The organism is Pseudomonas maioricensis (genome assembly GCF_022790535.1).
GTDB lineage: Bacteria > Pseudomonadota > Gammaproteobacteria > Pseudomonadales > Pseudomonadaceae > Aquipseudomonas > Aquipseudomonas maioricensis.
Genome location: NZ_LOHG01000004.1, coordinates 286,948 through 310,929 on the forward strand (window position 1 = coordinate 286,948; position 23,982 = coordinate 310,929).

Genomic DNA, 23,982 nt, shown 5'->3' on the forward strand with positions numbered 1-23,982 from the left:
ATGATCTTAGACGGCCCACAGGATTCAAGCCCCATGATGTTCCTGAACCAATCCGGTACAGGATGAACCGTGCCGTGAATCCTGATGCATGGACTCCGTGCTTGACCCCGTTGACTATCGGTAATAGCACAATAGTGTTACCGATAGAGGTAAGCGCTTCACTCCCCGGTTTTTCATAGCAAACGCCGTACCAGCATGGTGGCGATGTCGAATTAGCGACAGGTCAAGAGAAAAACTTGTAACCTTGCGACATCTTCTTTCATTTTTAACAACGCGCGCACCGCATTAACGCACTGCAAAAGAGCGAGCGCACCCGGATAGAGCACTCATGACCAACCCTCTGATTCTCGAACCTGTTAACACTTCAGACGCATGCGTCATCTGGCTGCATGGCCTGGGCGCAGATCGCTATGACTTCATGCCGGTGGCTGAAACGCTTCAGGAATCGCTGCTGAGTACGCGGTTCATCCTGCCCCAGGCGCCGACCCAGGCTGTGACCATCAACGGCGGCTATGAGATGCCGAGCTGGTACGACATCAGGGCTATGAGCCCCGCCCGCGCTATCGATCACGATCAACTGGAGGTTTCGGCGCAGACCGTTCTGGACCTCATCGAAGGGCAGCGCAACAGCGGAATCGACCCGGCGCGAATCTTCCTCGCCGGCTTTTCTCAAGGTGGCGCGGTGGTACTGCATACCGCTTTCAAACGCTGGCAAGGTCCATTGGGTGGAGTACTCGCCCTTTCTACTTATGCACCTACATTCGGCGAGCAACTGCAACTTTCGGACAGTCAGAGACGCATCCCGGTGTATTGCTTGCATGGCACTTTCGACAATGTCGTGCAGAAATCCATGGGACTGGCCGCGTATGAGTGTTTAAAAGCGCAAGGCGTAACCGTGACATGGCAGGAATACCCAATGGAGCACCAAGTGTTACCGGAGGAAATTTCTGACATCCGCGCCTGGCTGATCGACAAGCTCAGCTGATTGGGAGCTTGCAGGACCGGCAAACACAGCCCCGCCAGGAGCGCACGAGCACCGCGACGCCGCGATAACGGTGTATCAGAAGGGACGCCATCGCTGCCTCGCGGTGCTCGTGAGCTCCTACAGAAAAGCATTCCAATCTGCACCAGTAACGCCGCACTAACTTGCTAAAGCCATTCCTACGGAATTTGGGCATATGTAGCCCGTTTGGCATGACACTACGCCGCGCCCGATTCTTGCTTTACACTGCTCGGCGTACATTCCTTAATCAATTGACGAGATGACCGTGCTCAAAGCACTTAAAAAGATGTTCGGAAAAAGCGAGGCTGAGCCGCTCGCCGCTGGCCCTGTTACTCCTTCCCCTGCCCCGCAAAGCAAGACTGAAGGCCACTCAAGGGATCGTAGCGCTGCAGCCACAGCACCTGCCCGCACCCGCGCAGACGTTAAAGAGCCGAGTGCACAGGCTGAAACGGCGGATCAGGCCGTTGCTGCCAAACCCAAGCCTGAGCGTCCACGTCGCGAACGTGCGCCCAAGCCGGTCGTTACTCCCTGGAAACTGGAAGATTTCGTCGTCGAACCTCAGGAAGGCAAAACACGCTTCCACGATTTCGCCCTCGCCCCGGAACTGATGCACGCGATTCAAGACCTTGGCTTCCCTTATTGCACGCCGATTCAGGCGCAGGTACTGGGTTTCACGCTCAAAGGGCAGGACGCCATCGGCCGTGCGCAGACCGGTACCGGAAAGACCGCAGCGTTCCTGATCTCGATCATCTCGCAACTGACCCAGACACCGCCGCCCAAAGAGCGCTACATGGGCGAGCCTCGCGCACTGATCATCGCCCCGACCCGGGAACTGGTCGTGCAAATCGCCAAAGATGCTGCGGACCTGACCAAGTACACCGACCTGAACGTTATGACGTTTGTGGGCGGGATGGACTTCGACAAGCAGCTCAAGCAGCTTGAAGCGCGTCATTGCGACATTCTGGTCGCCACTCCTGGCCGTCTGCTGGACTTCAACCAGCGCGGCGAAGTGCACCTGGACATGGTCGAAGTGATGGTTCTGGACGAAGCCGACCGCATGCTCGACATGGGCTTCATCCCGCAGGTGCGCTCGATCATTCGTCAGACGCCACACAAAGGCGAACGGCAGACCCTGCTGTTTTCCGCGACCTTTACTGACGACGTGATGAACCTCGCCAAGCAATGGACAACCGAACCGGCCATCGTTGAAATCGAAGCCGAGAACGTCGCCAGCGAGAACGTCGAGCAGCACATTTACGCGGTCGCCGGTGCTGACAAATACAAGCTGCTTTACAACCTGGTCACTGATAACGGCTGGGAGCGCGTGATGGTCTTTGCCAACCGCAAGGACGAAGTGCGTCGCATCGAAGAACGCCTGGTACGTGATGGCGTGAACGCCGCGCAACTGTCAGGCGATGTGCCGCAACACAAACGCATCAAGACGCTGGAAGGCTTCCGCGAAGGCAAGATTCGCGTACTGGTCGCCACGGATGTCGCCGGTCGCGGGATTCACATCGACGGTATCAGTCATGTGATCAACTTCACCCTGCCAGAAGTGCCGGATGACTACGTGCATCGCATCGGGCGTACGGGCCGGGCGGGCGCAGCAGGCGTGTCGATCAGCTTCGCCGGTGAAGACGACTCTTATCAATTGCCCGCGATTGAAGAGAAACTGGGTCGCAAGATCAGCTGCGAAACACCGCCGACCGAGTTGTTGCGGGCAGTGGTGCGTAAGCCAGCACAGCCGGTTTAACAGCCTTGGCTGGACCTGTAGGAGTGAGCTTGCTCGCGATAGCGGTACATCTGCCAAGACTTTGTTGACTGATACACCGCTATCGCGAGCAAGCTCACTCCTACAGTTATTATTTCGGCTTCAGACTTACTTCCAACGCCCCGCCGCTGCTTTATCACTCTCCCGCCCCTCGACCCACTTCGGCCCTTCTGACGTGTTTTCCTTCTTCCAGAACGGCGCACGGGTCTTGAGGTAGTCCATGACAAAATCACAGGCTTCGAAAGCGGCCTGACGATGCGCGCTGGCAACGCCGACAAACACGATCGGCTCACCCGGTTCCAGCGCGCCAACCCGATGCAGCACCTCCAGCCTCAGCAATGGCCAGCGCTGCTCAGCTTCAAGCACAATCTTGCCCAAGGCTTTTTCAGTCATACCGGGATAGTGCTCCAGGAACATGCCTGAGACTTCCCGCCCTTCGTTGAAGTCCCGCATGTAGCCCACAAAACTGACCACCGCGCCAATGCCAACGTTAGCTGCATGCAGAGCGTTGACTTCAAAGCCTGGATCGAACCGCTCTGACTGAACCCGAATAGCCATGATCAGCCCCCGGTCACGGTTGGGAAAAAGGCTACTTCATCACCGGCCTGCAGGGGTTCGTCCAACTGACATAACTCCTGATTGCGAGCGCACATCAGGTTCTGCTCGGCCAATACCTGCCAAACCCCATCGCGCTCAAGCAAGTGCAGGCGCAGCGCATCAATACTGGCGAACTCGCCGTCGACCTGCTCGCTGTCGATACCCAGGGTTTCCCGGTAACGGGCGAAATACTGGACGGTGATGCTCATGACACCTCCGATGCCGTGTCGTCGGCAATGAAGTGGCCGCTTTTTCCGCCAAGCTTTTCCAGCAAACGCACATTCTCGATGACCATGCCGCGGTCAACCGCCTTGCACATGTCATAGATGGTCAACGCGGCAACGCTGGCAGCGGTCAGCGCCTCCATTTCCACACCGGTCTGCCCGGCCAGCTTGCAGCGGGCGACGATGCGCACCGCGTCTTCACCTTCGGCGCTGAGTTCCACCTTGATGCTGGTCAGCATCAACGGGTGGCACAGCGGGATCAGATCACTGGTCTTCTTCGCCGCCTGAATACCGGCGATGCGCGCCACGGCGAAGACATCCCCTTTGGGATGCCCACCGCTGACGATCATTTGCAGGGTGTCGGGCAGCATACGGATTAATGCTTCGGCCACCGCCTCACGGGACGTCACGGCTTTATCAGTGACGTCGACCATATTGGCGCGACCTTGGGAATCGAGATGAGTGAGCACAGCGTTACTCCTGAACAGGAGCGGGGATTGTAAACCTAAACAAAGCAACCGACAGGGCATGAAACAATTGTGGGAGCGGATTCATCCGCGAAGAGGCTATCCCAACCGACACATTTATGTGCCTGAAACGGCCTCTTCGCGAATGAATTCGCTCCCACGGGTGGGGATCTTCAATGCTTACAAGTGCGACTCCGCATATTCGGCCAGGATTGAGCGTGGCACGCCTTGCAGGGAGATGTGCACGCCGTTCGGGAAGTCTTTGAAGCGCTCCGTCAGGTAGGTCAGCCCCGAGCTGGTGGCCGACAGGTAAGGAGTATCGATCTGTGCAAGGTTGCCCAGACAGACCACTTTTGAACCAGCGCCCGCACGGGTGATGATGGTTTTCATCTGGTGCGGGGTCAGGTTCTGACATTCATCGATCAAAATCAGGCTTTGCTGGAAGCTGCGACCCCGTATGTAGTTGAGGGATTTGAACTGCAACGGCACTTTGCTGAGGATGTAATCGACGCTGCCATGGGTGTTCTCGTCATCCATATGCAGCGCTTCAAGGTTGTCGGTAATGGCGCCTAGCCAAGGCTCCATTTTTTCCGCTTCAGTGCCCGGCAGGAAGCCGATTTCCTGGTCAAGACCCTGCACACTCCGCGTGGCGATGATGCGCCGATAACGCTTGCTGACCATGGTCTGCTCAATCGCAGCGGCCAGCGCCAGAATGGTTTTACCTGAACCGGCTGCGCCAGACAGGTTGACCAAATGGATATCCGGGTCAAGCAAGGCAAACAATGCCAACCCCTGATAGATATCGCGCGGCTTGAGCCCCCAGGCCTCCTGATGCAGCAATGGCTCCTGATGCATGTCCAGAATCATCAGTTCGTCGGCCTTGACGCCTTTGACCCAGCCGACAAAACCCTGCTCGTCGATGATGAACTCGTTGATATGAACAGCGGGCAGTTGCTCAGCAAGCTGCACGCGGTGCCAGGTACGGCCGTGATCCTGACGGGTGTCGACCTTGCTGACCCGGTCCCAGAATGAGCCAGTCACGTTGTGGTAACCACGGGACAGCATCGACACGTCGTCGACCAGTTGGTCGGTGCTGTAGTCTTCGGCAGCAATACCACAGGCTCGCGCCTTGAGCCGCATGTTGATGTCTTTGGTGACCAGCACAAGACGCAAGTCCTTGTCGCGCGCATGCAGGTCGATCAACTGGTTGATGATGATGTTGTCGTTCAGGTGTTCAGGCAGAAGGCTGTTGGGCTCCTCGCGCTTGCTCATCATGATCGACAGAAAGCCTTTGAACACGCCGGTGCCACGGTCGATCGGTACGCCCTTCTCGACTTCTTCAGGCGTAGCTTCGCCCAGAGTCTTGTCAATAAGGCGGATGGCTTGACGGCATTCGGCAGCAACCGAATGTTTACCGGCTTTGAGCTTGTCCAGCTCTTCCAGCACGGTCATGGGGATGGCGACGCGGTGTTCTTCGAAGTTCAGCAGGGCATTTGGATCGTGAATCAGTACGTTGGTATCGAGCACGTAAAGGATTGGCTGGTTAGAAGAAGGGGTGCGTCCGTGATCATCCATACTCGCTCACCTTTATAAAAGCCAGGCGACGCAGATTACTCAAACTGCGCCACGAAAAGGCCGCCGGGCTCTCTCCTTAAGGCAGGAGAGAATTGCTCAAGGTGGAGTCTTGGAGGACGCCACCTGTGTTGCAGGTTTCGGCGGTCTGATAGTGGTAATACCGCAAAACCCATGACAGAAAAAAGCTCTTTGACACTTTTTTGAAGTTTATTTCACAGTATGACGAATAGCCCTTGGCGACCTGCGCCAGCCCGTTTACAGTCGGAAGTCCGCCCCACCCGAAATCCTCCGAAAATTCGCACACCGCCTGCTCTGAAATCAACGCAATCCCTTATTCTGCGGGCCTTTCAGGGATATTGTGACAATCATCCCAAATCAACTCGCTTTGCGCGGTGCTTGCCATCAACAACGGTACTGCTGACTGCACCCGGGCACTGGCGTCATGAAACACCACTGTCCCGCGCCGCCACAGCAACATCAGGCTCACCACCCGGTCGGTGATTTGCTCGGACGTCAGGCGGCCGTTGCTGTCTTGTGCGTCGATGTTCCACAACGACACCCGCAGATTCTGATCACGGAAGAACTGCCCGCTGTCAGCGCGGCGATGGCCATACGGCGGACGAAACAGCGGGATGAAGTTGTCGGGTAACAACTGCTGAGTCAGCGCCTCGCTGCGCAATACAGAGCTTTGCCATTCCAGCCACTGGCTATGGGAGCGATACTCCCAGCCCTGAATGCCCACACACTGCAGACGGTACAAAGACTGCAAGGCGGTGCCCGCAGTGGCGGCCAGACGGTCTTGCAGGTTTTTGCCCAACACAAAGAACGTCGCGTTCATTTTTTGCTGGCGCATGAAATCAGCCAGCCAGTCGGTGCCGCCGTCAGCGCCGGTGGGACCACTTTCGAAATTAAGCTGGAAAGTACGATCCGGCATGTTATCGCCGCTCAGCTCATCAGAGTTATAAAGGGCGATTTCACTGCTGGTCTGCGGGAAGAGTGCTGCCAGGTACATCAGCTCATTGAGATAGCGCTCATTAAAGGCCGCGCTCGGCGCAGCCCAGTTGGCGTAGAACGAGTCGCCAGCGATAGTGAACTCTTCAGCCCGCTGACGCAGTTGATCCATGTCTTCGACCAGCACGCAGAAAGACGCATCCTGAGCGCAGCTCTGCTGAGCATTCTGGTAGCCCTCCAGCAGGCGATTCCAGAGACGCTGCCGCAGCAGGTTCAATGACGGCACATTGATGTATCTGAGCCCAAGGCGGCGCTTGAGGGTCTCCTCATCCAGCTGCTCGCTGAGCCAAAGCTCATGGGCGAAGCCGAGGATCTGCGCGCGTGAAGCCACATCGAACAGGCCGGGGGATTCCAGCCGTTCCGGCCAGAGGCTACGGTCAATAGTCGCCACCGGCGGCAACGCCGCATTGGCCTGCACCCAGAACAGACACGCGCAAACTGCTAGAAACTTACGCAACACCAATCGCTCCCTGAACATGAACCCGGATTAGCGCCGCACTATAGCTGATATGAGTAGAGTGGCTGATATCCAGGCCGATACAAATGCGTCCGCGTGCCCCTGAAACGGCGCAGCCCGGTAGGCGAACCTGTTCGCGAGGCGGTGTGCCTGAAGAACCGCGCCAGCCCTCTCGCCAACAAATTGCCTCCCACCTGAACCGGGCGACGCGGCGCCCTACAACCTTGCGCCTCATTTCAAATCACACACCTATCACCGTCATAGCTGGAGTCAGGCTCCAACAATCCCTAGAATCCCCCAACGATTAAAGGAGACAACCCTATGCTGATGGTGATTTCCCCGGCAAAAACACTTGATTTCGACACCCCGCCGACGACCGAGCGCTTCACCCAGCCACAGTACCTGGACCATTCCCAGGAACTGATCCAGATACTGCGTGAATTGACGCCTGCGCAGATCGGCGAGCTGATGCACCTCTCGGACAAGCTCTCAGGCCTGAATGCCGCCCGCTTCGGCAGCTGGACACCCGCATTTACTCCCGAGAACGCCAAGCAGGCCTTGCTGGCGTTTAAAGGCGACGTTTATACCGGTCTGCAAGCGGAAACCCTCAGCGACGCCGAACTCAGCTATGCCCAGGACCATCTGCGTATGCTGTCCGGGCTTTACGGCTTGCTGCGCCCGCTGGACTTGATGCAGCCCTATCGGCTGGAAATGGGCACCAAACTGGTGAACGCCCGAGGCAAGGATCTGTATGCGTTCTGGGGCACGCGTATCAGTGAATGGCTGAACGAGGCGCTCGCGGAACAAGGCGACGACCTGCTGCTGAACCTGGCGTCCAACGAGTATTTCTCAGCGGTTAAACGCTCGGCGTTGAACGCACGCATCATCGATACCGATTTCAAGGACCTGAAAAACGGCCAATACAAGATCATCAGCTTCTACGCCAAGAAGGCTCGCGGCATGATGAGCCGCTTTGTGATCTCGGAAAAAATCAACACGCCGGATGCACTTAAACAGTTCGATGTCGGTGGCTACCGCTACAGCAGCGAACAGTCCACGGCGACCAAATTAGTGTTCCTGCGCGATACTCCCGACGCATAAAACGGTCCTGCCAGGCGTGAATCCCCTCCTGATCGCGCCTTTTCTCCCCCTTGCACCATCGTGCAATTTGCGATTTGCCAACTTACTGTCGTCAGGTTTATGACGCATTTTTTTAGTTGGCGATTTTCTCAAAAAATTAACAAATTTTTTGCGTACTAGCCTTTGGCTTTTCACTGGTAGTGGCACTGTCACACCCACTTAACGGGAGCGCTTGAGAACTAAGGGCTTCAGAGCAGGTGACATCAATGTGCAACTACGCGATCAGGACGCGTAAAAAAAGAAATTCTCAAAAAGAGGACGAGTGGCCCGGAACTTATCCCGAAACCAGACGCTCCTACATCCCGTAACAATTCTCGTCATCCTTGTGAGAGATCACTTACAAGCGACGTAGAAAATCCGGAAGTTGCCGTTTAATACACTGACCTTAGGATCAGCGGCGGTAGAGACTCAGGAGATTGAATCACCGCTATACGCCTTAGTCGTTTGGCAAAGCACTGTTCAAGTGCATAGCGCAATAATGAGGCATGGCAGCCGAGGCTCTGGCCCGGGCCTGTCAGCCACAAGCTTGCGATAGCACCAAAGGAGTGGTTTACCACATCCCAGAGCAAGGCCCTGAGGCTGTTACAGCCAGGTTACTTGCCGTTCAAGACTCAGCAGTATTTGAGATTGCCTTAGTTACTTCTGGCACTCACCTTTTTTAAATATGCCTGCGCTTGTTGTGAGACTTCTTCAAGTCACACTTTCGAGTGCGCGATAACTGCTGGCCAAAATTAATATCCAGCCAACTTATGGCGTGTAAATCGAGGAGAGTACGATGCGTATCAGCATCTTTGGTTTGGGTTATGTCGGTGCAGTCTGTGCCGGTTGCCTTTCAGCGCGGGGTCATGACGTTGTTGGTGTGGATATCTCTGCTGCCAAGATCGACCTTATCAATAACGGCAAATCGCCAATCGTAGAACCTGGTCTGGGCGAGCTCCTGGACAAGGGCATTCGTACCGGCAAGCTGCGCGGCACCACGGATTTCTCCGAGGCCATCCGCGCCACTGACGTGTCGATGATTTGCGTCGGTACACCGAGCAAGAAGAACGGCGACCTGGAACTCGATTTCATCGAATCCGTTTGCCGCGAAATCGGCTTCGTACTGCGTGAAAAAGACACTCGCCACACTATCGTTGTGCGCAGCACGGTTCTGCCAGGCACTGTTGCCAACGTAGTGATCCCTATCCTCGAAGACTGCTCCGGCAAGAAAGCCGGTGTCGACTTCGGCGTTGCAGTGAACCCTGAGTTCCTGCGCGAAAGCACTGCGATCAAAGATTACGATCACCCGCCAATGACCGTTATCGGCGAGTTCGATAAAGCCTCCGGCGACGTGCTGCAAGCCCTGTACGAAGAACTCGACGCACCGGTTATCCGCAAGGACATCGCCGTTGCCGAGATGATCAAGTACACCTGCAACGTGTGGCACGCCACCAAGGTCACTTTCGCCAACGAAATCGGCAACATTGCCAAAGCGTGCGGCGTCGATGGTCGTGAAGTGATGGAAGTGGTCTGCCAGGACAAGCAACTGAACCTGTCCCAGTACTACATGCGTCCAGGCTTCGCTTTCGGCGGCTCCTGCCTGCCAAAAGACGTCCGTGCCCTGACCTACCGTGCTGGCAGCCTGGATGTTGAAGCGCCTCTGCTCAACTCGCTGATGCGCAGCAACGTCTCCCAGGTTCAGAACGCTTTCGACATCGTGGCGTCTCACGACACTCGCAAAGTCGCGCTGATGGGTCTGAGCTTCAAGGCCGGTACTGACGACCTGCGTGAAAGCCCGCTGGTAGAGCTGGCTGAAATGCTGATCGGTAAAGGCTTCGAGCTGAGCATCTTCGACAGCAACGTTGAATACGCTCGTGTTCACGGTGCGAACAAAGACTACATCGAATCGAAGATCCCTCACGTTTCGTCCCTGCTCAACTCGGACTTCGATGCAGTCATCGAAAACGCCGACGTGATCATTCTGGGCAACCGTGATGAGCGCTTCCGTGCGCTGGCCGACAAGGCTCCAGCGGGCAAGCAGATTGTGGACCTGGTCGGCTTCATGACCACCACCACTGCCGAGAACGATAGCGCTGAAGGTATCTGCTGGTAAACCAGCTGCAAGCTACAAGCTTCAAGCGGCAAGCCAAAAGTTCAAGCTGCAACCCCCACTTGGGGCTTGCAGCTTGAAGCTTGCAACTGACCTAGGGATACCAGATATGCACAGGCTAAAACATGGCCTTCTACAGGCCGCAGGTTGGTTGTTCTACCTGAGTTTATTAGGGGCACTCGCCACCGCGCTGCCTACCAGTATCTTTGACTCACAGTCGAAGAACTTTATTTTCCTGATTGGCGCCGTTGGCATCTGGCGCTACTCAATGGGCGCTACGCACTTTGTGCGCGGCATGATCTTTCTCTACATCGTGTATCCACACTTGCGTCGCAAAGTGCGCAAGCTGGGCAAATCGGCGGACCCGTCTCACGTGTTCCTGATGGTCACCAGCTTTCGTATTGATGCGCTGACCACCGCTCAGGTGTACAGCTCGGTGATTCGCGAAGCCATTGAGTGCGGCTTCCCGACCACCGTTGTTTGCTCCCTGGTAGAAATGTCAGATGAGCTGCTGGTCAAAGCGATGTGGGAAAAGGCCAATCCGCCTGCGCACGTCAAACTGGACTTCGTACGGATTGCCGGTACCGGTAAACGTGACGGTCTGGCATTCGGCTTCCGGGCTATTTCCCGTCACATGCCGGATGACCGTGCAGTTGTTGCCGTGATCGACGGCGACACCGTGCTGTCTGAAGGTGTCGTGCGCAAAACCGTTCCGTGGTTCCAGCTGTTCGGCAATGTCGGCGGCCTGACCACCAACGAATTCTGCGAAGTCCGTGGCGGCTACATCATGAGCGAGTGGCACAAACTGCGCTTTGCTCAGCGTCACATCAACATGTGCTCGATGGCCCTGTCCAAGCGCGTACTGACCATGACCGGTCGTATGTCGGTGTTTCGCGCGACCGTCGTGACCGACCCGGAATTCATCGCCGACGTTGAGAGCGACTCGTTGCACCACTGGCGTCTGGGTACGTTCAAGTTCCTGACCGGTGATGACAAGTCCAGCTGGTTCAGCCTGATGCGCCTTGGCTACGACACGTTCTACGTGCCGGACGCAGCGATCAATACCGTTGAACACCCGCCTGAGAAAAGCTTCCTCAAGGCCAGCCGCAAACTGATGTATCGCTGGTACGGCAACAACCTGCGTCAGAACTCGCGTGCACTGGGTTTGGGCGTTCGTCGTCTGGGCGTCTTCACCAGCATCGTGCTGTTCGACCAGCGTGTGTCGATGTGGACCTCCATTCTGGGTCTTACCGTCGCGATCATCGCCAGCTTCAAATACGGCGGCATGTTCATCCTCATGTACCTGCTGTGGATCGGCATCACCCGCCTGATCCTGACCCTTCTTTTGTCCTGCTCGGGACACAAGATCGGCCCGGCCTACCCCGTGATTCTTTATTACAACCAGATCGTCGGCGCACTGATGAAAATCTACGTTTTCTTCCGCCTGGACCGCCAGTCCTGGACGCGCCAAGACACCAAACTCAGCCGCGACATGGCCAGTTTCCAGGGTTGGTTCAACACCTGGTCATCCCGAACCATGACTTTCTCGGCTGGCACCATCTTCGTCGCAGTGCTGTTGACGATGGTTTAAACCGGGCCAACGGATTAATCGCTTAAGTAGGAAAAATAGCCATGAATACAGCCGTGAATGCAAACGTCGTACATGAATCCGAAGCCCAGCGCCAACACGCACGGGTCAAAATCCCGGCCAAGCTGCGCTTGCTCAATGGCGCGCCAAACGCGCCCCTGGTTCGCATCGAGGACTTGTCTGCTGGCGGCCTTAGCTTCATCGCCCCGGCCCAACAAAAGCCAACAATCGGTGAAGTTATCAAGGGTCGCCTGCAGTTCCTGATCGACAACCTTGGCCTGGCCATGGACGTCGAGATGCAGGTTCGCTCCATTGATGCTTCCACCGGTCGTGTGGGCTGCCAGTTCCAGAATCTGGAAGTACAGGACATCGCCACCCTGCGTCACCTGATCACCTCTCACCTGAGCGGCGATATCGTGAGCATGGGTGAAGTGCTGGCCACTCTGCAGCGCGACAACTTCACCAAAGCACGCAAGGTCAAAGGCAGCGGCGACGGCATGAGCGGTCTCGGTCGCCTGCGCGCAGTCACCTTCAGCCTGGGCATCTTCATCGTCGGCCTGGCGGCATTCGGTTTCATCTTCAAGACCGTTTACAGCCTGTACTTCGTCAGCCACTCCTCGGCCGGTCTGGTGACCTTGCCAGCCATGGACGTGACCATGCCGCGCGAAGGTACTGTGCAAAGCCTGGTAGCCGTTAACGCTCCGGTCGCCAAAGGCGCGCCAATGGCGTCGTTCAACACCAGCATGCTGGAAATGCTCAAAGGCAGCCTGAACGGCGACGACCTGCAGCCAGCGAAAATCGAAGAGCTGTATGGCAAGCAAATGGCCGGCACCCTGACCAGCCCATGTGATTGCGTCATCGCCAAGCAACTGGTTGCCGATGGTCAGTTCGCTGCCAAAGGCCAGGTGATCTTCCAACTGGTGCCGCGTAACACCGCTGCCAATATCGAAGCTCGCTTTACCTATCGCCAGTTCAACGACGTCAAACCAGGCACCCGCGTGAACTTCCAGGTGGCCGGTGAAGACAACGTGCGCAGCGGCAAAATCATCAGCAGCGCCAACCTGAGCGAAACCGATCTGGCCACTGATATCCGAGTACAAATCAAGCCTGACGAAGTGCTGGACACTTCCCTGGCTGGCCGTCCGGTAGAAGTCACCAGCGATCGTGGTCCATCGATGAACTGGCTGATCGACAAAGCCATGGCCGCGGGTCTCTAACATGCGTAGCCCATTACAAAGATTGTCGAGCCCTACACTGTTGAGCCTGGCCGTTGCCATCGCCTTGACCGGCTGTGCTGGCCTGCCCGATCAACGCCTGGCCAATGAAGCCCTGAAAAACGGCGACACCGCACTGGCAGAGCAGAACTATCGGCAACTGGCGGACCTGGGCTACAGCGATGCACAGGTTGGTCTGGCTGACATTGCTGTGCAGAGCGGTGATCCGCAGCGCATCAAGGAAGCAGAAGCCACTTACCGTGCCGCAGCTGAAACTTCGCCACGTGCCCAGGCTCGTCTGGGTCGCCTGCTGGCCTCCAAGCCTGGCGCGACCGAAGCGGAGCACCATGAAGCCGAAGACCTGCTGAAAAAGGCCTTCGCCAGTGGCGATACCAGCTCGCTGACGCCGTTGGCCATGCTTTACCTGCAATTCCCGCACAGTTTCCCGAACGTGAATGCCCAGCAGAAGATCAGCGAGTGGCGTGCACAGGGTTACCCGGAAGCCGGTCTGGCCCAGGTGCTGCTCTATCGCACCCAAGGCACTTACGACCAGCACCTGGATGATGTGGAGAAAATCTGCAAAGACGCACTGAGCAAAGTCGACATCTGCTACGTCGAGCTGGTCACGGTCTATCAGAAACGCGGCCAGAATGACCAACGTACTGCGGTGGTCGACCAACTGAAAAGTGCTTACTCCGTGGGCCGTGTCGGCGCTCAGCGTGTCGACAGCGTAGCCCGTGTTCTGGGTGACGCGTCCATCGGCACCCCGGATGAAAAAACCGCTCAGCAATTGCTGGAGCAGGTTGCACCGGGTTACCCCGCTTCGTGGGTGACGCTGGCCAAACTGCTTTACGACTTCCCCGAACTGGGCGACGTCAACAAGATGATGGAATACCTGGACAACGGCCGTGCTGCGGATCAACCCCGCGCCGAACTGTTGCTGGGTCGCCTGTACTACGAAGGCAAATGGGTACCGGCTGATTCACAAAAAGCCGAAGCGCACATGAAGAAAGCCGCAAGCGGCGGCGAGATTTCCGCGCACTACTACCTGGGCCAGATCTACCGCCGTGGCTACCTCGGCAGAGTGGAATCGCAAAAGGCACTGGACGAACTGCTGATCGCTGCACGTGGCGGTCAGAACAGCGCTGACTTTGCCATCGCCCAACTGTTCTCCCAAGGTAAAGGCACCCTGCCTAACCCGGTCAATGCCTGGGTCTTCAGCCAATTGGCATTGCAGGCTCCAGAGCCGACGCCAGCTGCCACTGAACTGGCGCAGGAAATCAGCACCGCATTGCCACCTGAAAAACTCGCCACCGCCCAACGGCTGTTGCAGCAAGAGAAAAACGTCCGGGGTATCACCAGCCAGAACGCGCTGGCCATGCAAGCCCTGAAAGAAGAAGACGGCGAGGACGCACCACTATGAAGTTGAATCCCCTGATGGCCGCAGGCCTGGGTCTTGGCTTTACCCTGCTTTGGGCCACGCCGACACTGGCGGCCCTGACTGAAGAAAAGAACTTTGGTCTGGAAGTGAAAATCAGCGGCCAGGCCGAAGACGACCGCGATCTGGGCACACGCTCGGGCGGCGACGTCAACGGTCTCGGTCTTGACCTGCGTCCTTGGGTCTATGGCGAACGTGGCGCCTGGAGCGGCTATGCAATGGGTCAAGTGGTGACTGCCACTGACACCATTCAGACTGACCCTCTTGAGCAAACCGACTCCGACACCCAGGAAACCACTCAGGCTCGCGGCAATGCCAGCGAGCGCGAAGTCGACAAGAGCTACCTGGCCTTGCGCGAATTCTGGATCGGTTACAGCGGCTTCACCCCGTACCCGGGGGAAATACTCAAGGTCGGTCGTCAGCGTCTGCGCAACGACGACGGCCAGTGGCACGACACCAACATCGAAGCGGTGAACTGGGTTTTCGACACCACCCTGCTCAAAGCAGACGTGGGTGTGGCTCAACGCTTCAGCGAATACCGCACAGACCTGACTGAACTGTCCCCGCAAGACGAAGACCGTAAACACATCTTCGGCGACGTCAGCTACCAGTGGATGCCAGGTCAGTGGGCTGGTGTGCGTGCACACCACAGCCAGGACGACGGCAACCTGAAGAAATCCGGAGAAAATCTGGACGACCTGGACAAGACCTCCAATGGCGATCTGACCTGGCTGGGCTTGCAAGCCAACAGCGACGCTTACAACCACCGCAATACCAACACGATCAACTACTGGGGCAGCGTGACCTGGCTCTCCGGTGATCGCAGCCAGATCGCCGCCAACGCACAGCCAGACGGCACTTACCAGGCAGGCGACAAGACCAACAGCAACGTCAATGGCTGGGCCACTGACCTGGGTCTGCGTTTGCGTCTGGACCCGCAATGGCAAGTCGGCGCTGCGTACTCACGCGCCAGCAAGGAATACGAACAGAACGGCCTGGAATCCAACCGCTCGAACTGGACCGGTACGCGCTCGCGCATTCACCGCTTCGGTGAAGCGTTCCAGGGCGAAATGGCCAACGTGGAAAGCGGCTCGCTGTTCGCTTCCTGGCAGATGCAGGATGAATACGACGCGTCGTTGATCTATCACAACTTCCGCCGTACCGATGGCAAAGCGCGCATCGGAACCTCGGGCATCAACGCCGTGGGCGCTGATGAAAGCGGCGTTCTGTCGTCCCTGCCACTGACCACAGACGGCAGCAAGGATCTGGGTCAGGAAATGGACCTGGTCGTTACCAAATACTTTAAAGGCGGTCTGTTGCCTGCGGCTCTCAGCCAGTCGATGGATGAACCTTCAGCGCTCGTCCGTCTGCGTGCCGGTGTTTTCAAACCGGGTGATGCGTATGGCAGCGAAGTCGACAGTTACATGCACCGCGCCATCGTCGACGTCATCTGGCGCTTCTGATGCAACCGCGAAAGGAGTGCGATGAGATGAACAGTCAAGCAAGCAGTCTGCGCAACCGCGCATGGCCACATGCACTGCTCGAAAGCGCAGTGCTGAGCGGCGCGCTGTTGCTCGCCAGCTCCGCCATGGCCGCCACTGTGCCGGTCAACCCGGTCCCGGCGACCAGCCCTGGCATGGTCAAAGAACTGCAAGAAGCCAAGAGCTATACCATCAGCAGCCCTCCGGTTGAGACGCTGGCGATGGACAAACCTGTGTTGCCGGACATCTCCGGCTACACCGCCGAAGCCGCCGCGAAGAAAATCGTGCGCAGCAAGCCTGGCAAGGTTCGCATCACCCGGATCATGGAAGAAGTCGGCCTGAAGGAGTTCGTCGGCGGTGACAACAAGATGGCTGAATGGGTTGCCCGTCAACAAGGCATCCCGCAAGCGATCGTCATCGAAGGCGGCTACGTGAATATTCAGGACCTGGCCAAAAAGGTCCCCAAGCAATACCTGAGCGAAGTATTGCCGGGCGTTTACCTTGCCCGCCTGCCGATCCTGGTCAAGGCTGACGCGACCTTCGACGTCGACAAGAAAGCGCACGAGCTGCGCCTGTCCCAAGAGAAGGGTTCGTTTCTGGTCAACGAAGGCAAGCTGTTCATGAGCGATACCCAGCTCAACGGCTGGCGCGAGAAGACCAACAGCCTGGCGACCTTCCGCAAGCCTGATGAATTCCGTCCGTTCCTGCTGTCGTGGGGTGGTTCCGAGACCTACATCATCAACACCAAGATGGCGAGCCTGGGCTACGACCAGAGCAAGTCCTACGGTGTGAGTATTTCTCAGTACACGCCCAACATGGTCAAGCAGATGAACAAGCCTGATCCGACCGGCTGGATCGTCGGCTCGGAGTTCTCGGACATGTGGTACGGCTTCTACTGCTATGAAACCAAAGACTTCGTTGTCAAAGGCAGCACCTACCGCGACAACATCGTTTACGGCATTGACCCGCATGACCGTTCCCACGGTCTGATCATTGCCGAGAACAACGTCTACGGCACCAAGAAAAAGCACGGGATCATTATTTCCCGTGAGGTGAACGACAGCTTCATCTTCAACAACAAGAGCCACGACAACAAGTTGTCCGGCCTTGTTCTGGACCGTAACAGCGTCAACAACATCGTGGCTTACAACGAGATCTACAAGAACCACACCGACGGCATCACCCTGTACGAAAGCGGCGACAACCTGCTGTGGGGTAACAAGGTCATTGCCAACCGTCGTCACGGTATTCGCGTCCGTAACAGTGTGAACATCAAGCTCTACGAAAACATCGCTATGGCCAACGGCCTGCTGGGTGTCTACGGGCACATCAAGGACCTGAGTGACACCGACCGCGACATCGCCCTTGACCCGTTCGACACCAAGGTCTCGTTGATCGTCGTAGGTGGTGAATTGACCGGCAACAGCTCCGGCCCGCTGTCGATCGATTCGCCTTTGAGTATCGAACTCTACCGTGTGGCGATGCTGGCTCCGAGCAAGACCAGCGGCATCAGCTTCAACGGCATTCTGGGTGATCGTCAGGACGAGATTCTCGACCTGCTCGTGCGCCAGCAGAAAGCCGTGCTGATTGACCCGGTCGAAAGCCAGAAAGAACTTCAGGACTGAGAAGGTATTTTATATGCACGCACACTTGATCAAGTCACTCAGCCTGTCCGGCCTGACCGCAGCCCTGATCGCAATCAGCAGCGGCGCGCGAGCAGACGAAGTGCAGGCGCCTAACTTCACGGCCGAGCCATGCTGCCAGCTGTGCCCGGCTGCGCATGACGCCAGAAACTACACCACGCGCTACCAGCAGAACTTTACAACGCTGGTACAGGCTGAGGGTGACTGGCTGTTCCGTACCCAGGAAGACCTGCGTACCGAGTTCAACACCACGCCTGAAGGCTATCGTCGTATGCAGCAATTGCACGATGCGTTCAAGAGCAAAGGCGTTGAACTGGTTGTGGTTTACCAGCCAACCCGTGGCCTGGTAGATCGCAACAAACTGTTCCCGGCTGAGCGCGACAAGTTCGACTACGAAAAAGCGCTGACCAATTACAAAGCCATGCTCGGTCGCTTCGACAAAATGGGCTACTGGGTTCCAGACCTGTCGCCACTGACCAACGAGCAACAGGCGCACGATTTCTACTTCCGCGGCGACCAGCACTGGACGCCATATGGCGCACAGCGCACGGCAAAAATCGTGGCTGAAACCGTGAAAAAGGTTCCGGGTTACGCCGACATTCCGAAGCGTGAGTTTGAAAGCCACGTTTCGGGACGCATGGGCAAAACCGGTACGCTGCACAACATGGCAGCGCAATTGTGTGGCAACACCTACGCCATCCAGTACATGGACCAGTTCACCACCGAGCCTAAAGGCGAGGCTGGTGACGGCGACCTGTTCGGTGATTCCGGCAACCCGGAAATCACCCTGGTCGGTACTAGTCACAGTGGCAAGAACTACAACTTCGCCGGCTTCCTGCAGGAGTACATCGGTGCCGACATCCTGAACGTCGCCTTCCCCGGCGGTGGTCTGGAAGGTTCGATGTTGCAGTACCTGGGCAGTGAAGATTTCCAGAAACGTCCACCAAAAATCCTGATCTGGGAATTCTCGCCGCTGTACCGCCTGGACCAGGAGACCATCTACCGCCAAATGATGTCGCTGCTCGATAACGGCTGCGAAGGCAAACCTGCAGTGATGAGTGCCAGCACCACGCTGAAGACCGGCACCAACGAAGTACTGGTCAACGGCAAAAACGGCATCAAAAACATCCGCAACGGCAGCAACCAGATCGACATCCGTTACGCCGATACTTCGGTGAAGGTCCTGCAAGCCAGGCTCTGGTACATGAACGGTCGTCACGAAGATCTGAAAATCGAAAAACCGGAAACATCCGATACAGACGGGCGCTTCTCCTTCGAACTGCGAACAGATGAAGACTGGGCTGACCAGCAACTGCTCGCACTGGAAATCCAGGGCCCGGAAGCGGGCACTGCACCCCAGAAAGTCGAAGCGAAAGTATGCAAACGCAACGTGTTCCCAGCCACTGCGCAGCAAACCGCGCAAGCCGGGTTATGAGGCTACCTATGCACACTCCGAAACTGATGTTACCTACCCTTCTGTCGCTGGCCATCATGGCCGGCACAGCGGGGGCCGCAAGCGCCGCGAACCTCGTGCCGCCCAAGGGCTACGACGCTCCTATCGAAAAAATGAAAACCGGCGACCACAACTTCAGTTGCGAAGCCATTCCCAAGCCTTACACCGACAAGCTGGTGTTTCGCAGCAAATACGAAGGTTCAGACAAGGCGCGTGCGACCTTGAATGAACAATCCGAAGAAGCCTTTCGCAGCGCGACCAAAGACATCACCACCCTTGAGCGTGGCGTCAGCAAAGTCGTGATGCAGTACATGCGTGATGGTCGTCCGGAACAGCTCGACTGCGCGCTGAACATGCTGACTACATGGGCCAAGGCCGATGCGCTGGAGTCCAAGGACTTCAACCACACCGGCAAATCGATGCGCAAATGGGCGCTGGGCAGCATGTCCTCCGCTTACCTGCGCTTGAAGTTCTCCGATTCGCATCCATTGGCCAACCGTCAGGGTGAAGCGCAAATCATTGAGGCCTGGTTCAGCAAACTGGCTGACCAGGTGATCAGCGACTGGAGCAACCTGCCGCTGGAAAAAATCAACAACCACTCGTACTGGGCTGCATGGTCGGTGATGGCAACTGCCGTCGCCACTAACCGTCAGGACCTCTTCGACTGGGCGATCAAAGAATTCAAAGTCGCCGCCAACCAGGTCGACTCGGAAGGTTATCTGCCTAACGAGATGAAGCGTCGTCAGCGTGCCCTCTCCTACCACAACTACGCGTTGCCGCCACTGGCGATGATCGCCAGCTTTGCGCAGGCCAACGGTGTAGATCTGCGTCCGGAAAACAATGGTGCCCTGAAACGTCTGGCCGATCGCGTGCTCTCTGGCGTGAAAGACCCGGAAGCCTTCGCTGCTAAAAACGGCGAAAAACAGGACATGACGGACCTCAAGAAAGATCCGAAATTTGCCTGGCTCGAACCGTACTGCGCGCTCTACACCTGCAGCCCGGAAGTGCTCGAAGACAAGCATGAAAAACAACCTTTCAAAACCTTCCGCCTGGGCGGTGACCTGACCAAGGTCTACGACCCTGAGCATGAGAAGGGTGACAAAGGCGGCTGATACACCAACGAAACTGTAGGAGCTGCCGCAGGCTGCGATCGGCTGCGAAGCAGCCGCTGACCTGGCAATTGCATGAAGGTCGTTCCGACCTTATCGCAGCCTTCGGCAGCTCCTACAGGTAACGCGTCAACCTCCATATTTTTATGGGGGGTTTGGGGGGGCTTTGGGCCCTTGACTGATGGATAAACGGAGATATCAGGATGGTGTTCTCATCCAACGTGTTCCTGTTCCTGTTTTTGCCGATCTTCCTCGGCTTGTATTACTTGAGCGGGCAACGCTATCGCAATCTGCTGCTGCTGATTGCCAGTTATGTGTTCTATGCCTGGTGGCGTGTGGACTTCCTCGCGCTGTTCATCGGCGTAACGGTGTGGAACTACTGGATCGGCCTGCAAGTAGGTGCGGCAGGCGTTCGCACCAAACCGGCACAACGCTGGCTGTTGCTGGGCGTGGTGGTTGACCTCGGTATCCTGGGCTACTTCAAGTACGCCAACTTCGGCGTCGACAGCATCAACGCAATGATGACGTCGGTCGGTCTGGAACCCTTCATCCTGACCCACGTGTTGCTGCCGATCGGTATCTCGTTCTACGTCTTCGAGTCCATCAGCTACATCATCGACGTGTACCGCGGAGATACACCCGCCACACGCAACCTGATCGACTTTGCAGCGTTTGTAGCCATCTTCCCGCACTTGATTGCAGGCCCCGTGCTGCGTTTCCGTGACCTGGCCGACCAGTTCAACAACCGCACCCACACCCTGGACAAGTTCTCTGAAGGCTGCACCCGCTTCATGCAGGGCTTCATCAAGAAAGTGTTCATCGCCGACACCCTCGCCGTTGTCGCCGACCACTGCTTTGCCCTGCAAAACCCGACTACCGGCGATGCCTGGCTGGGTGCGCTGGCCTATACCGCGCAGCTGTACTTCGACTTCTCCGGTTACAGCGACATGGCGATTGGTCTGGGCTTGATGATGGGTTTCCGCTTCATGGAGAACTTCAAACAGCCGTACATCAGCCAGTCGATCACCGAGTTCTGGCGTCGCTGGCACATCAGCCTTTCCACCTGGCTGCGTGACTACCTGTACATCACTCTGGGCGGTAACCGTGGCGGCAAGTTCGCGACCTATCGCAACCTGTTCCTGACCATGCTGCTGGGTGGTCTGTGGCACGGCGCCAACATCACTTACGTGATCTGGGGTGCATGGCACGGTATCTGGCTGGCGATCGAAAAAGCCATCGGCCTCAACACCGCACCACGTACTTTCAACGTAATGCGCTGGGCCCTGACTTTCCTGATCGTGGTAACCGGCTGGGTGATCTTCCGCGCTGAAAACCTGCACGTTGCCGGCCGTATGTATGGCGCGATGTTCAGCTTCGGTGACTTCAAACTTTCCGAGCTAAACCAGGCCAGCCTCACCGGTCTGCAAGTGGCGACGATGGTCGTGGCTTACGCAACTCTGGCCTTCTTCGGTCTGCGTGATTTCTACACCAACCGTCCTGCTGAAAAAGCGACCAGCAAAAACACACCTGATCTTGGCGTACAGGCCGACGGCCCTGCCACTGCACAGCCAGGCATGATCAAAGCGGTGCCGGGTGACAAACCAGAAAGCATTCATCTGCCGGGCTACACCGTCGGCACTGAAGCTCAAGTGCAGCCTGCTTACTGGGTTGCCGACTGGCCACGTTACGCAATGCGCGCACTGATCCTGCTGCTGTTCATTGCTTCGATTCTCAAACTGTCGGCGCAAAGCTTCTCGCCGTTCCTTTACTTCCAATTCTGAGGACCCGCCATGACCCGCTCATTACGCATCCTCTACATCGCCGTGTTCCTGGCCATCCTGCTGATCCTCGGCATCTGGTCGCTGCGCAGCTTTGCCAGCTTCTCGACGACGCCGGAAACCACCGTGCTTAACGGTAAGTGGACCAAGGCTGCCGAAACGCACTACGACGAAGAGTTTCCGATCAAGCGCCTGGGCACCAACCTCTGGGCAGCGCTGGATTACAAACTGTTCAACGAAGGTCGTCCCGGCGTAGTGCTCGGCAAAGACCAGTGGCTGTTCACTGACGAAGAGTTCGATGCCATTGCCAACGGTGACAAGAACGAAGCGGAAAACCTGGCAATCATCCAGGGCGTACGTGACGAACTGAAAGCCAAAGGCACACAGCTGGTGCTGGCGATTGTCCCTGCCAAAACCCGCTTGTATCCGGAGCACATTGGCGACAACAAACCCGCCACGTTGCACACCGATCTGTATCAACAGTTCCACGCACAAGCTGCGCAAGCCGGTCTGGTCGCGCCTGATTTGCTGGCACCGCTGCAAGGCGCCAAGCAACACGGCCAGGTCTTCCTGCGTACCGATACTCACTGGACGCCAATGGGTGCCGAAGTTGTCGCGCAGCAGTTGGGCGCAGTCATCGCACAGCAGACGCCCTTGAGCGGCGAACCTGAAAAGTTCGTCACCCAGGCCAAGGAAACCGCGCCATATAAAGGCGACCTGACCAACTTCCTGCCCCTGGACCCGTTGTTCAGCAACCTGTTGCCGCAACCGGATCAACTGCAACAACGCAGCACTGATCCGGTAGCAGCCGAGACTGAAGGCGACGATGCGCTGTTCGCGGACAGTGATGTAGCCGTCGGGCTGGTGGGGACCAGCTACAGCGCGAACCCGAACTGGAACTTCGTCGGTGCGCTTAAAGAGGCACTGCACAGTGATGTTGTGAACTACGCGGAAGACGGCCATGGCCCGATCCTGCCGATGCTCAAATATCTGCAAACCGACGCTTTCAAAAACAGCCCGCCACAAGTATTGATCTGGGAATTCCCGGAGCGTTATCTGCCCGTTCACAACGACCTTGCGGACTTTGATCAGCAGTGGATTGCACAGCTAAAAAAAGCTGCTCCTGACGCGATTAAAACGCAACAAAACGTCGTTCAGAACGTCAAATCTTCCGACTTGCCAAACCAGGCTCAAAACTGAGAGGACTACCCAAAATGACCTTACAGAATTCGAACATTCGTACTGCCAAAAAAAGCCTGCTGAAGACCTGCGCACTGGCTGCCGGTATCAGCCTCTTCACACTGCAAGCCTTCGCCGGTGACTCCGCGCTGTACGGCCCCACCGCACCAAAAGGCTCGACCTTCGTGCGTGTCTATAACGCCAGCAGTTCCGAGATCAGCGCTTCGGTTGGCAACACCAACATGAACGAAGTTGCGCCACAAGGCAGCACCGCTTTCAGCTTCATGCCACAAGGCGATTACACCGCAAAACTGGGCAGCCAGAGCGTGCCGGTGAAGCTGGCCAGCGACAAGTATTACACCCTGGTCAACAACGCCAGCGGCAAGCCACAACTGGTTGATGAACCACCGTTCAAAAACAAGCAGAAGTCGCTGGTCCGCGTACAGAACCTCAGCGACAAGGCACTGACCTTGAAGACCGCTGACGGCAAGACCGAAGTGGTCAAAACCGTTGCCGCCAAAGGCACCGGCGAGCGTGAAATCAACCCGGTCAAAGTCAGCCTGGCGCTGTACGACGGCGACAAGAAAATCACTGACCTGAAACCGGTTGCCCTGGAGCGTGGCGAAGCCGCCGTGCTGTACATCACCGGTAGCGGCAGTGGCCTGTCCCCGGTGTGGGTAAAACCACCGGTAGCTACTCGCTAATTACGGATTAGTTGGTCGGCCCGATGTATCACCGGGCCGACCGACGCGGAACAAAAACAAG

General features: G+C 57.0%; 18 protein-coding genes and 1 pseudogene. 14 read left to right on the forward strand and 5 right to left on the reverse strand.

Annotated elements, in window-relative coordinates; translation table 11 throughout:
- The first annotated feature begins 328 nt into the window (after positions 1-328).
- Entirely contained in the window at positions 329-985 is a 657-nt protein-coding gene (locus tag AUC61_RS08690) for an alpha/beta hydrolase (RefSeq protein ID WP_243245533.1), read from the forward strand.
- A 490-nt stretch (positions 986-1,475) separates the two neighbouring features.
- Positions 1,476-2,756: pseudogene (gene rhlB, locus AUC61_RS08695) on the forward strand (ATP-dependent RNA helicase RhlB); the annotation flags it as partial.
- A 126-nt stretch (positions 2,757-2,882) separates the two neighbouring features.
- On the opposite strand, the gene moaE reads toward rhlB, so the two are convergent.
- The 5 genes from moaE to AUC61_RS08720 all read right to left on the reverse strand — a co-directional run bounded on the left by moaE (position 2,883) and on the right by AUC61_RS08720 (position 7,105).
- The gene (gene moaE, locus AUC61_RS08700; RefSeq protein WP_243245535.1) at positions 2,883-3,332 is read right to left on the reverse strand and encodes a molybdopterin synthase catalytic subunit MoaE; all 450 of its coding nucleotides are present in this window, start codon (positions 3,330-3,332) and stop codon (positions 2,883-2,885) included.
- Between the two features lie 2 nt (positions 3,333-3,334).
- Positions 3,335-3,580 (reverse strand): MoaD/ThiS family protein, encoded by a 246-nt coding sequence (locus AUC61_RS08705; RefSeq protein WP_243245536.1) that lies wholly within the window; start codon positions 3,578-3,580, stop codon positions 3,335-3,337.
- On the reverse strand, positions 3,577-4,065 hold the full coding sequence (moaC, locus tag AUC61_RS08710) for a cyclic pyranopterin monophosphate synthase MoaC (protein WP_243245537.1): 489 nt from the start codon (positions 4,063-4,065) through the stop codon (positions 3,577-3,579). Before moaC ends, AUC61_RS08705 begins: the two co-directional genes overlap by 4 nt.
- A 177-nt stretch (positions 4,066-4,242) precedes the next feature.
- The gene (locus AUC61_RS08715; RefSeq protein ID WP_122666088.1) at positions 4,243-5,637 is read right to left on the reverse strand and encodes a PhoH family protein; all 1,395 of its coding nucleotides are present in this window, start codon (positions 5,635-5,637) and stop codon (positions 4,243-4,245) included.
- Positions 5,638-5,968: 331 nt separating this feature from the next.
- Positions 5,969-7,105, reverse strand: a complete 1,137-nt coding sequence (locus tag AUC61_RS08720) for a polysaccharide deacetylase family protein (protein WP_243245538.1) — start codon at positions 7,103-7,105, stop codon at positions 5,969-5,971.
- A gap of 321 nt (positions 7,106-7,426) precedes the next feature.
- On the opposite strand from AUC61_RS08720, the gene yaaA reads away from it, so the two are divergent.
- From yaaA to AUC61_RS08780, 12 genes are all read left to right on the forward strand, one after another.
- Entirely contained in the window at positions 7,427-8,206 is a 780-nt protein-coding gene (gene yaaA, locus AUC61_RS08725) for a peroxide stress protein YaaA (protein WP_243245539.1), read from the forward strand.
- Between the two features lie 814 nt (positions 8,207-9,020).
- On the forward strand, positions 9,021-10,337 hold the full coding sequence (locus AUC61_RS08730; protein ID WP_243245540.1) for a nucleotide sugar dehydrogenase: 1,317 nt from the start codon (positions 9,021-9,023) through the stop codon (positions 10,335-10,337).
- A gap of 106 nt (positions 10,338-10,443) precedes the next feature.
- Positions 10,444-11,925 (forward strand): mannuronan synthase, encoded by a 1,482-nt coding sequence (gene alg8 / locus AUC61_RS08735; protein ID WP_243245541.1) that lies wholly within the window; start codon positions 10,444-10,446, stop codon positions 11,923-11,925.
- A gap of 41 nt (positions 11,926-11,966) precedes the next feature.
- Positions 11,967-13,139, forward strand: coding sequence for an alginate biosynthesis protein Alg44 (locus AUC61_RS08740; protein WP_122666092.1), 1,173 nt, complete (start codon positions 11,967-11,969; stop codon positions 13,137-13,139).
- A 1-nt stretch (position 13,140) separates the two neighbouring features.
- Positions 13,141-14,559, forward strand: a complete 1,419-nt coding sequence (gene algK, locus AUC61_RS08745; RefSeq protein ID WP_243245542.1) for an alginate biosynthesis TPR repeat lipoprotein AlgK — start codon at positions 13,141-13,143, stop codon at positions 14,557-14,559.
- Positions 14,556-16,037 carry an alginate export family protein gene (locus AUC61_RS08750; RefSeq protein ID WP_243245543.1) on the forward strand — a complete coding sequence of 494 codons (1,482 nt, stop codon included), beginning with the start codon at positions 14,556-14,558 and terminating at the stop codon, positions 16,035-16,037. The genes algK and AUC61_RS08750 overlap by 4 nt, the downstream gene beginning before the upstream one ends.
- Positions 16,038-16,063: 26 nt before the next feature.
- A complete protein-coding gene (algG, locus tag AUC61_RS08755; protein WP_243245544.1) occupies positions 16,064-17,680 on the forward strand; it encodes a mannuronan 5-epimerase AlgG in 1,617 nt (538 codons plus the stop codon).
- Positions 17,681-17,693: 13 nt separating this feature from the next.
- Positions 17,694-19,133 carry an alginate O-acetyltransferase AlgX-related protein gene (locus tag AUC61_RS08760; protein ID WP_243245545.1) on the forward strand — a complete coding sequence of 480 codons (1,440 nt, stop codon included), beginning with the start codon at positions 17,694-17,696 and terminating at the stop codon, positions 19,131-19,133.
- Between the two features lie 8 nt (positions 19,134-19,141).
- Positions 19,142-20,263, forward strand: a complete 1,122-nt coding sequence (locus AUC61_RS08765) for a mannuronate-specific alginate lyase (RefSeq protein WP_243245546.1) — start codon at positions 19,142-19,144, stop codon at positions 20,261-20,263.
- Between the two features lie 200 nt (positions 20,264-20,463).
- A complete protein-coding gene (locus tag AUC61_RS08770) occupies positions 20,464-22,041 on the forward strand; it encodes an MBOAT family O-acyltransferase (RefSeq protein ID WP_243245547.1) in 1,578 nt (525 codons plus the stop codon).
- Positions 22,042-22,050: 9 nt separating this feature from the next.
- Entirely contained in the window at positions 22,051-23,238 is a 1,188-nt protein-coding gene (locus tag AUC61_RS08775; protein ID WP_243245548.1) for an alginate O-acetyltransferase, read from the forward strand.
- Between the two features lie 14 nt (positions 23,239-23,252).
- Entirely contained in the window at positions 23,253-23,921 is a 669-nt protein-coding gene (locus AUC61_RS08780) for an alginate O-acetyltransferase AlgF (protein ID WP_243245549.1), read from the forward strand.
- Positions 23,922-23,982: the final 61 nt, after the last annotated feature.

Coding starts and splice junctions, on each gene's coding strand:
- AUC61_RS08690 (WP_243245533.1), top strand. CDS start 329: ATGACCAACCCTCTGATTCTCGAACCTGTTAACACTTCAGACGCATGC.
- moaE (WP_243245535.1), bottom strand. CDS start 3,332: ATGGCTATTCGGGTTCAGTCAGAGCGGTTCGATCCAGGCTTTGAAGTC.
- AUC61_RS08705 (WP_243245536.1), bottom strand. CDS start 3,580: ATGAGCATCACCGTCCAGTATTTCGCCCGTTACCGGGAAACCCTGGGT.
- AUC61_RS08715 (WP_122666088.1), bottom strand. CDS start 5,637: ATGGATGATCACGGACGCACCCCTTCTTCTAACCAGCCAATCCTTTAC.
- yaaA (WP_243245539.1), top strand. CDS start 7,427: ATGCTGATGGTGATTTCCCCGGCAAAAACACTTGATTTCGACACCCCG.
- AUC61_RS08730 (WP_243245540.1), top strand. CDS start 9,021: ATGCGTATCAGCATCTTTGGTTTGGGTTATGTCGGTGCAGTCTGTGCC.
- alg8 (WP_243245541.1), top strand. CDS start 10,444: ATGCACAGGCTAAAACATGGCCTTCTACAGGCCGCAGGTTGGTTGTTC.
- AUC61_RS08740 (WP_122666092.1), top strand. CDS start 11,967: ATGAATACAGCCGTGAATGCAAACGTCGTACATGAATCCGAAGCCCAG.
- algK (WP_243245542.1), top strand. CDS start 13,141: ATGCGTAGCCCATTACAAAGATTGTCGAGCCCTACACTGTTGAGCCTG.
- AUC61_RS08750 (WP_243245543.1), top strand. CDS start 14,556: ATGAAGTTGAATCCCCTGATGGCCGCAGGCCTGGGTCTTGGCTTTACC.
- algG (WP_243245544.1), top strand. CDS start 16,064: ATGAACAGTCAAGCAAGCAGTCTGCGCAACCGCGCATGGCCACATGCA.
- AUC61_RS08760 (WP_243245545.1), top strand. CDS start 17,694: ATGCACGCACACTTGATCAAGTCACTCAGCCTGTCCGGCCTGACCGCA.
- AUC61_RS08765 (WP_243245546.1), top strand. CDS start 19,142: ATGCACACTCCGAAACTGATGTTACCTACCCTTCTGTCGCTGGCCATC.
- AUC61_RS08770 (WP_243245547.1), top strand. CDS start 20,464: ATGGTGTTCTCATCCAACGTGTTCCTGTTCCTGTTTTTGCCGATCTTC.
- AUC61_RS08775 (WP_243245548.1), top strand. CDS start 22,051: ATGACCCGCTCATTACGCATCCTCTACATCGCCGTGTTCCTGGCCATC.
- AUC61_RS08780 (WP_243245549.1), top strand. CDS start 23,253: ATGACCTTACAGAATTCGAACATTCGTACTGCCAAAAAAAGCCTGCTG.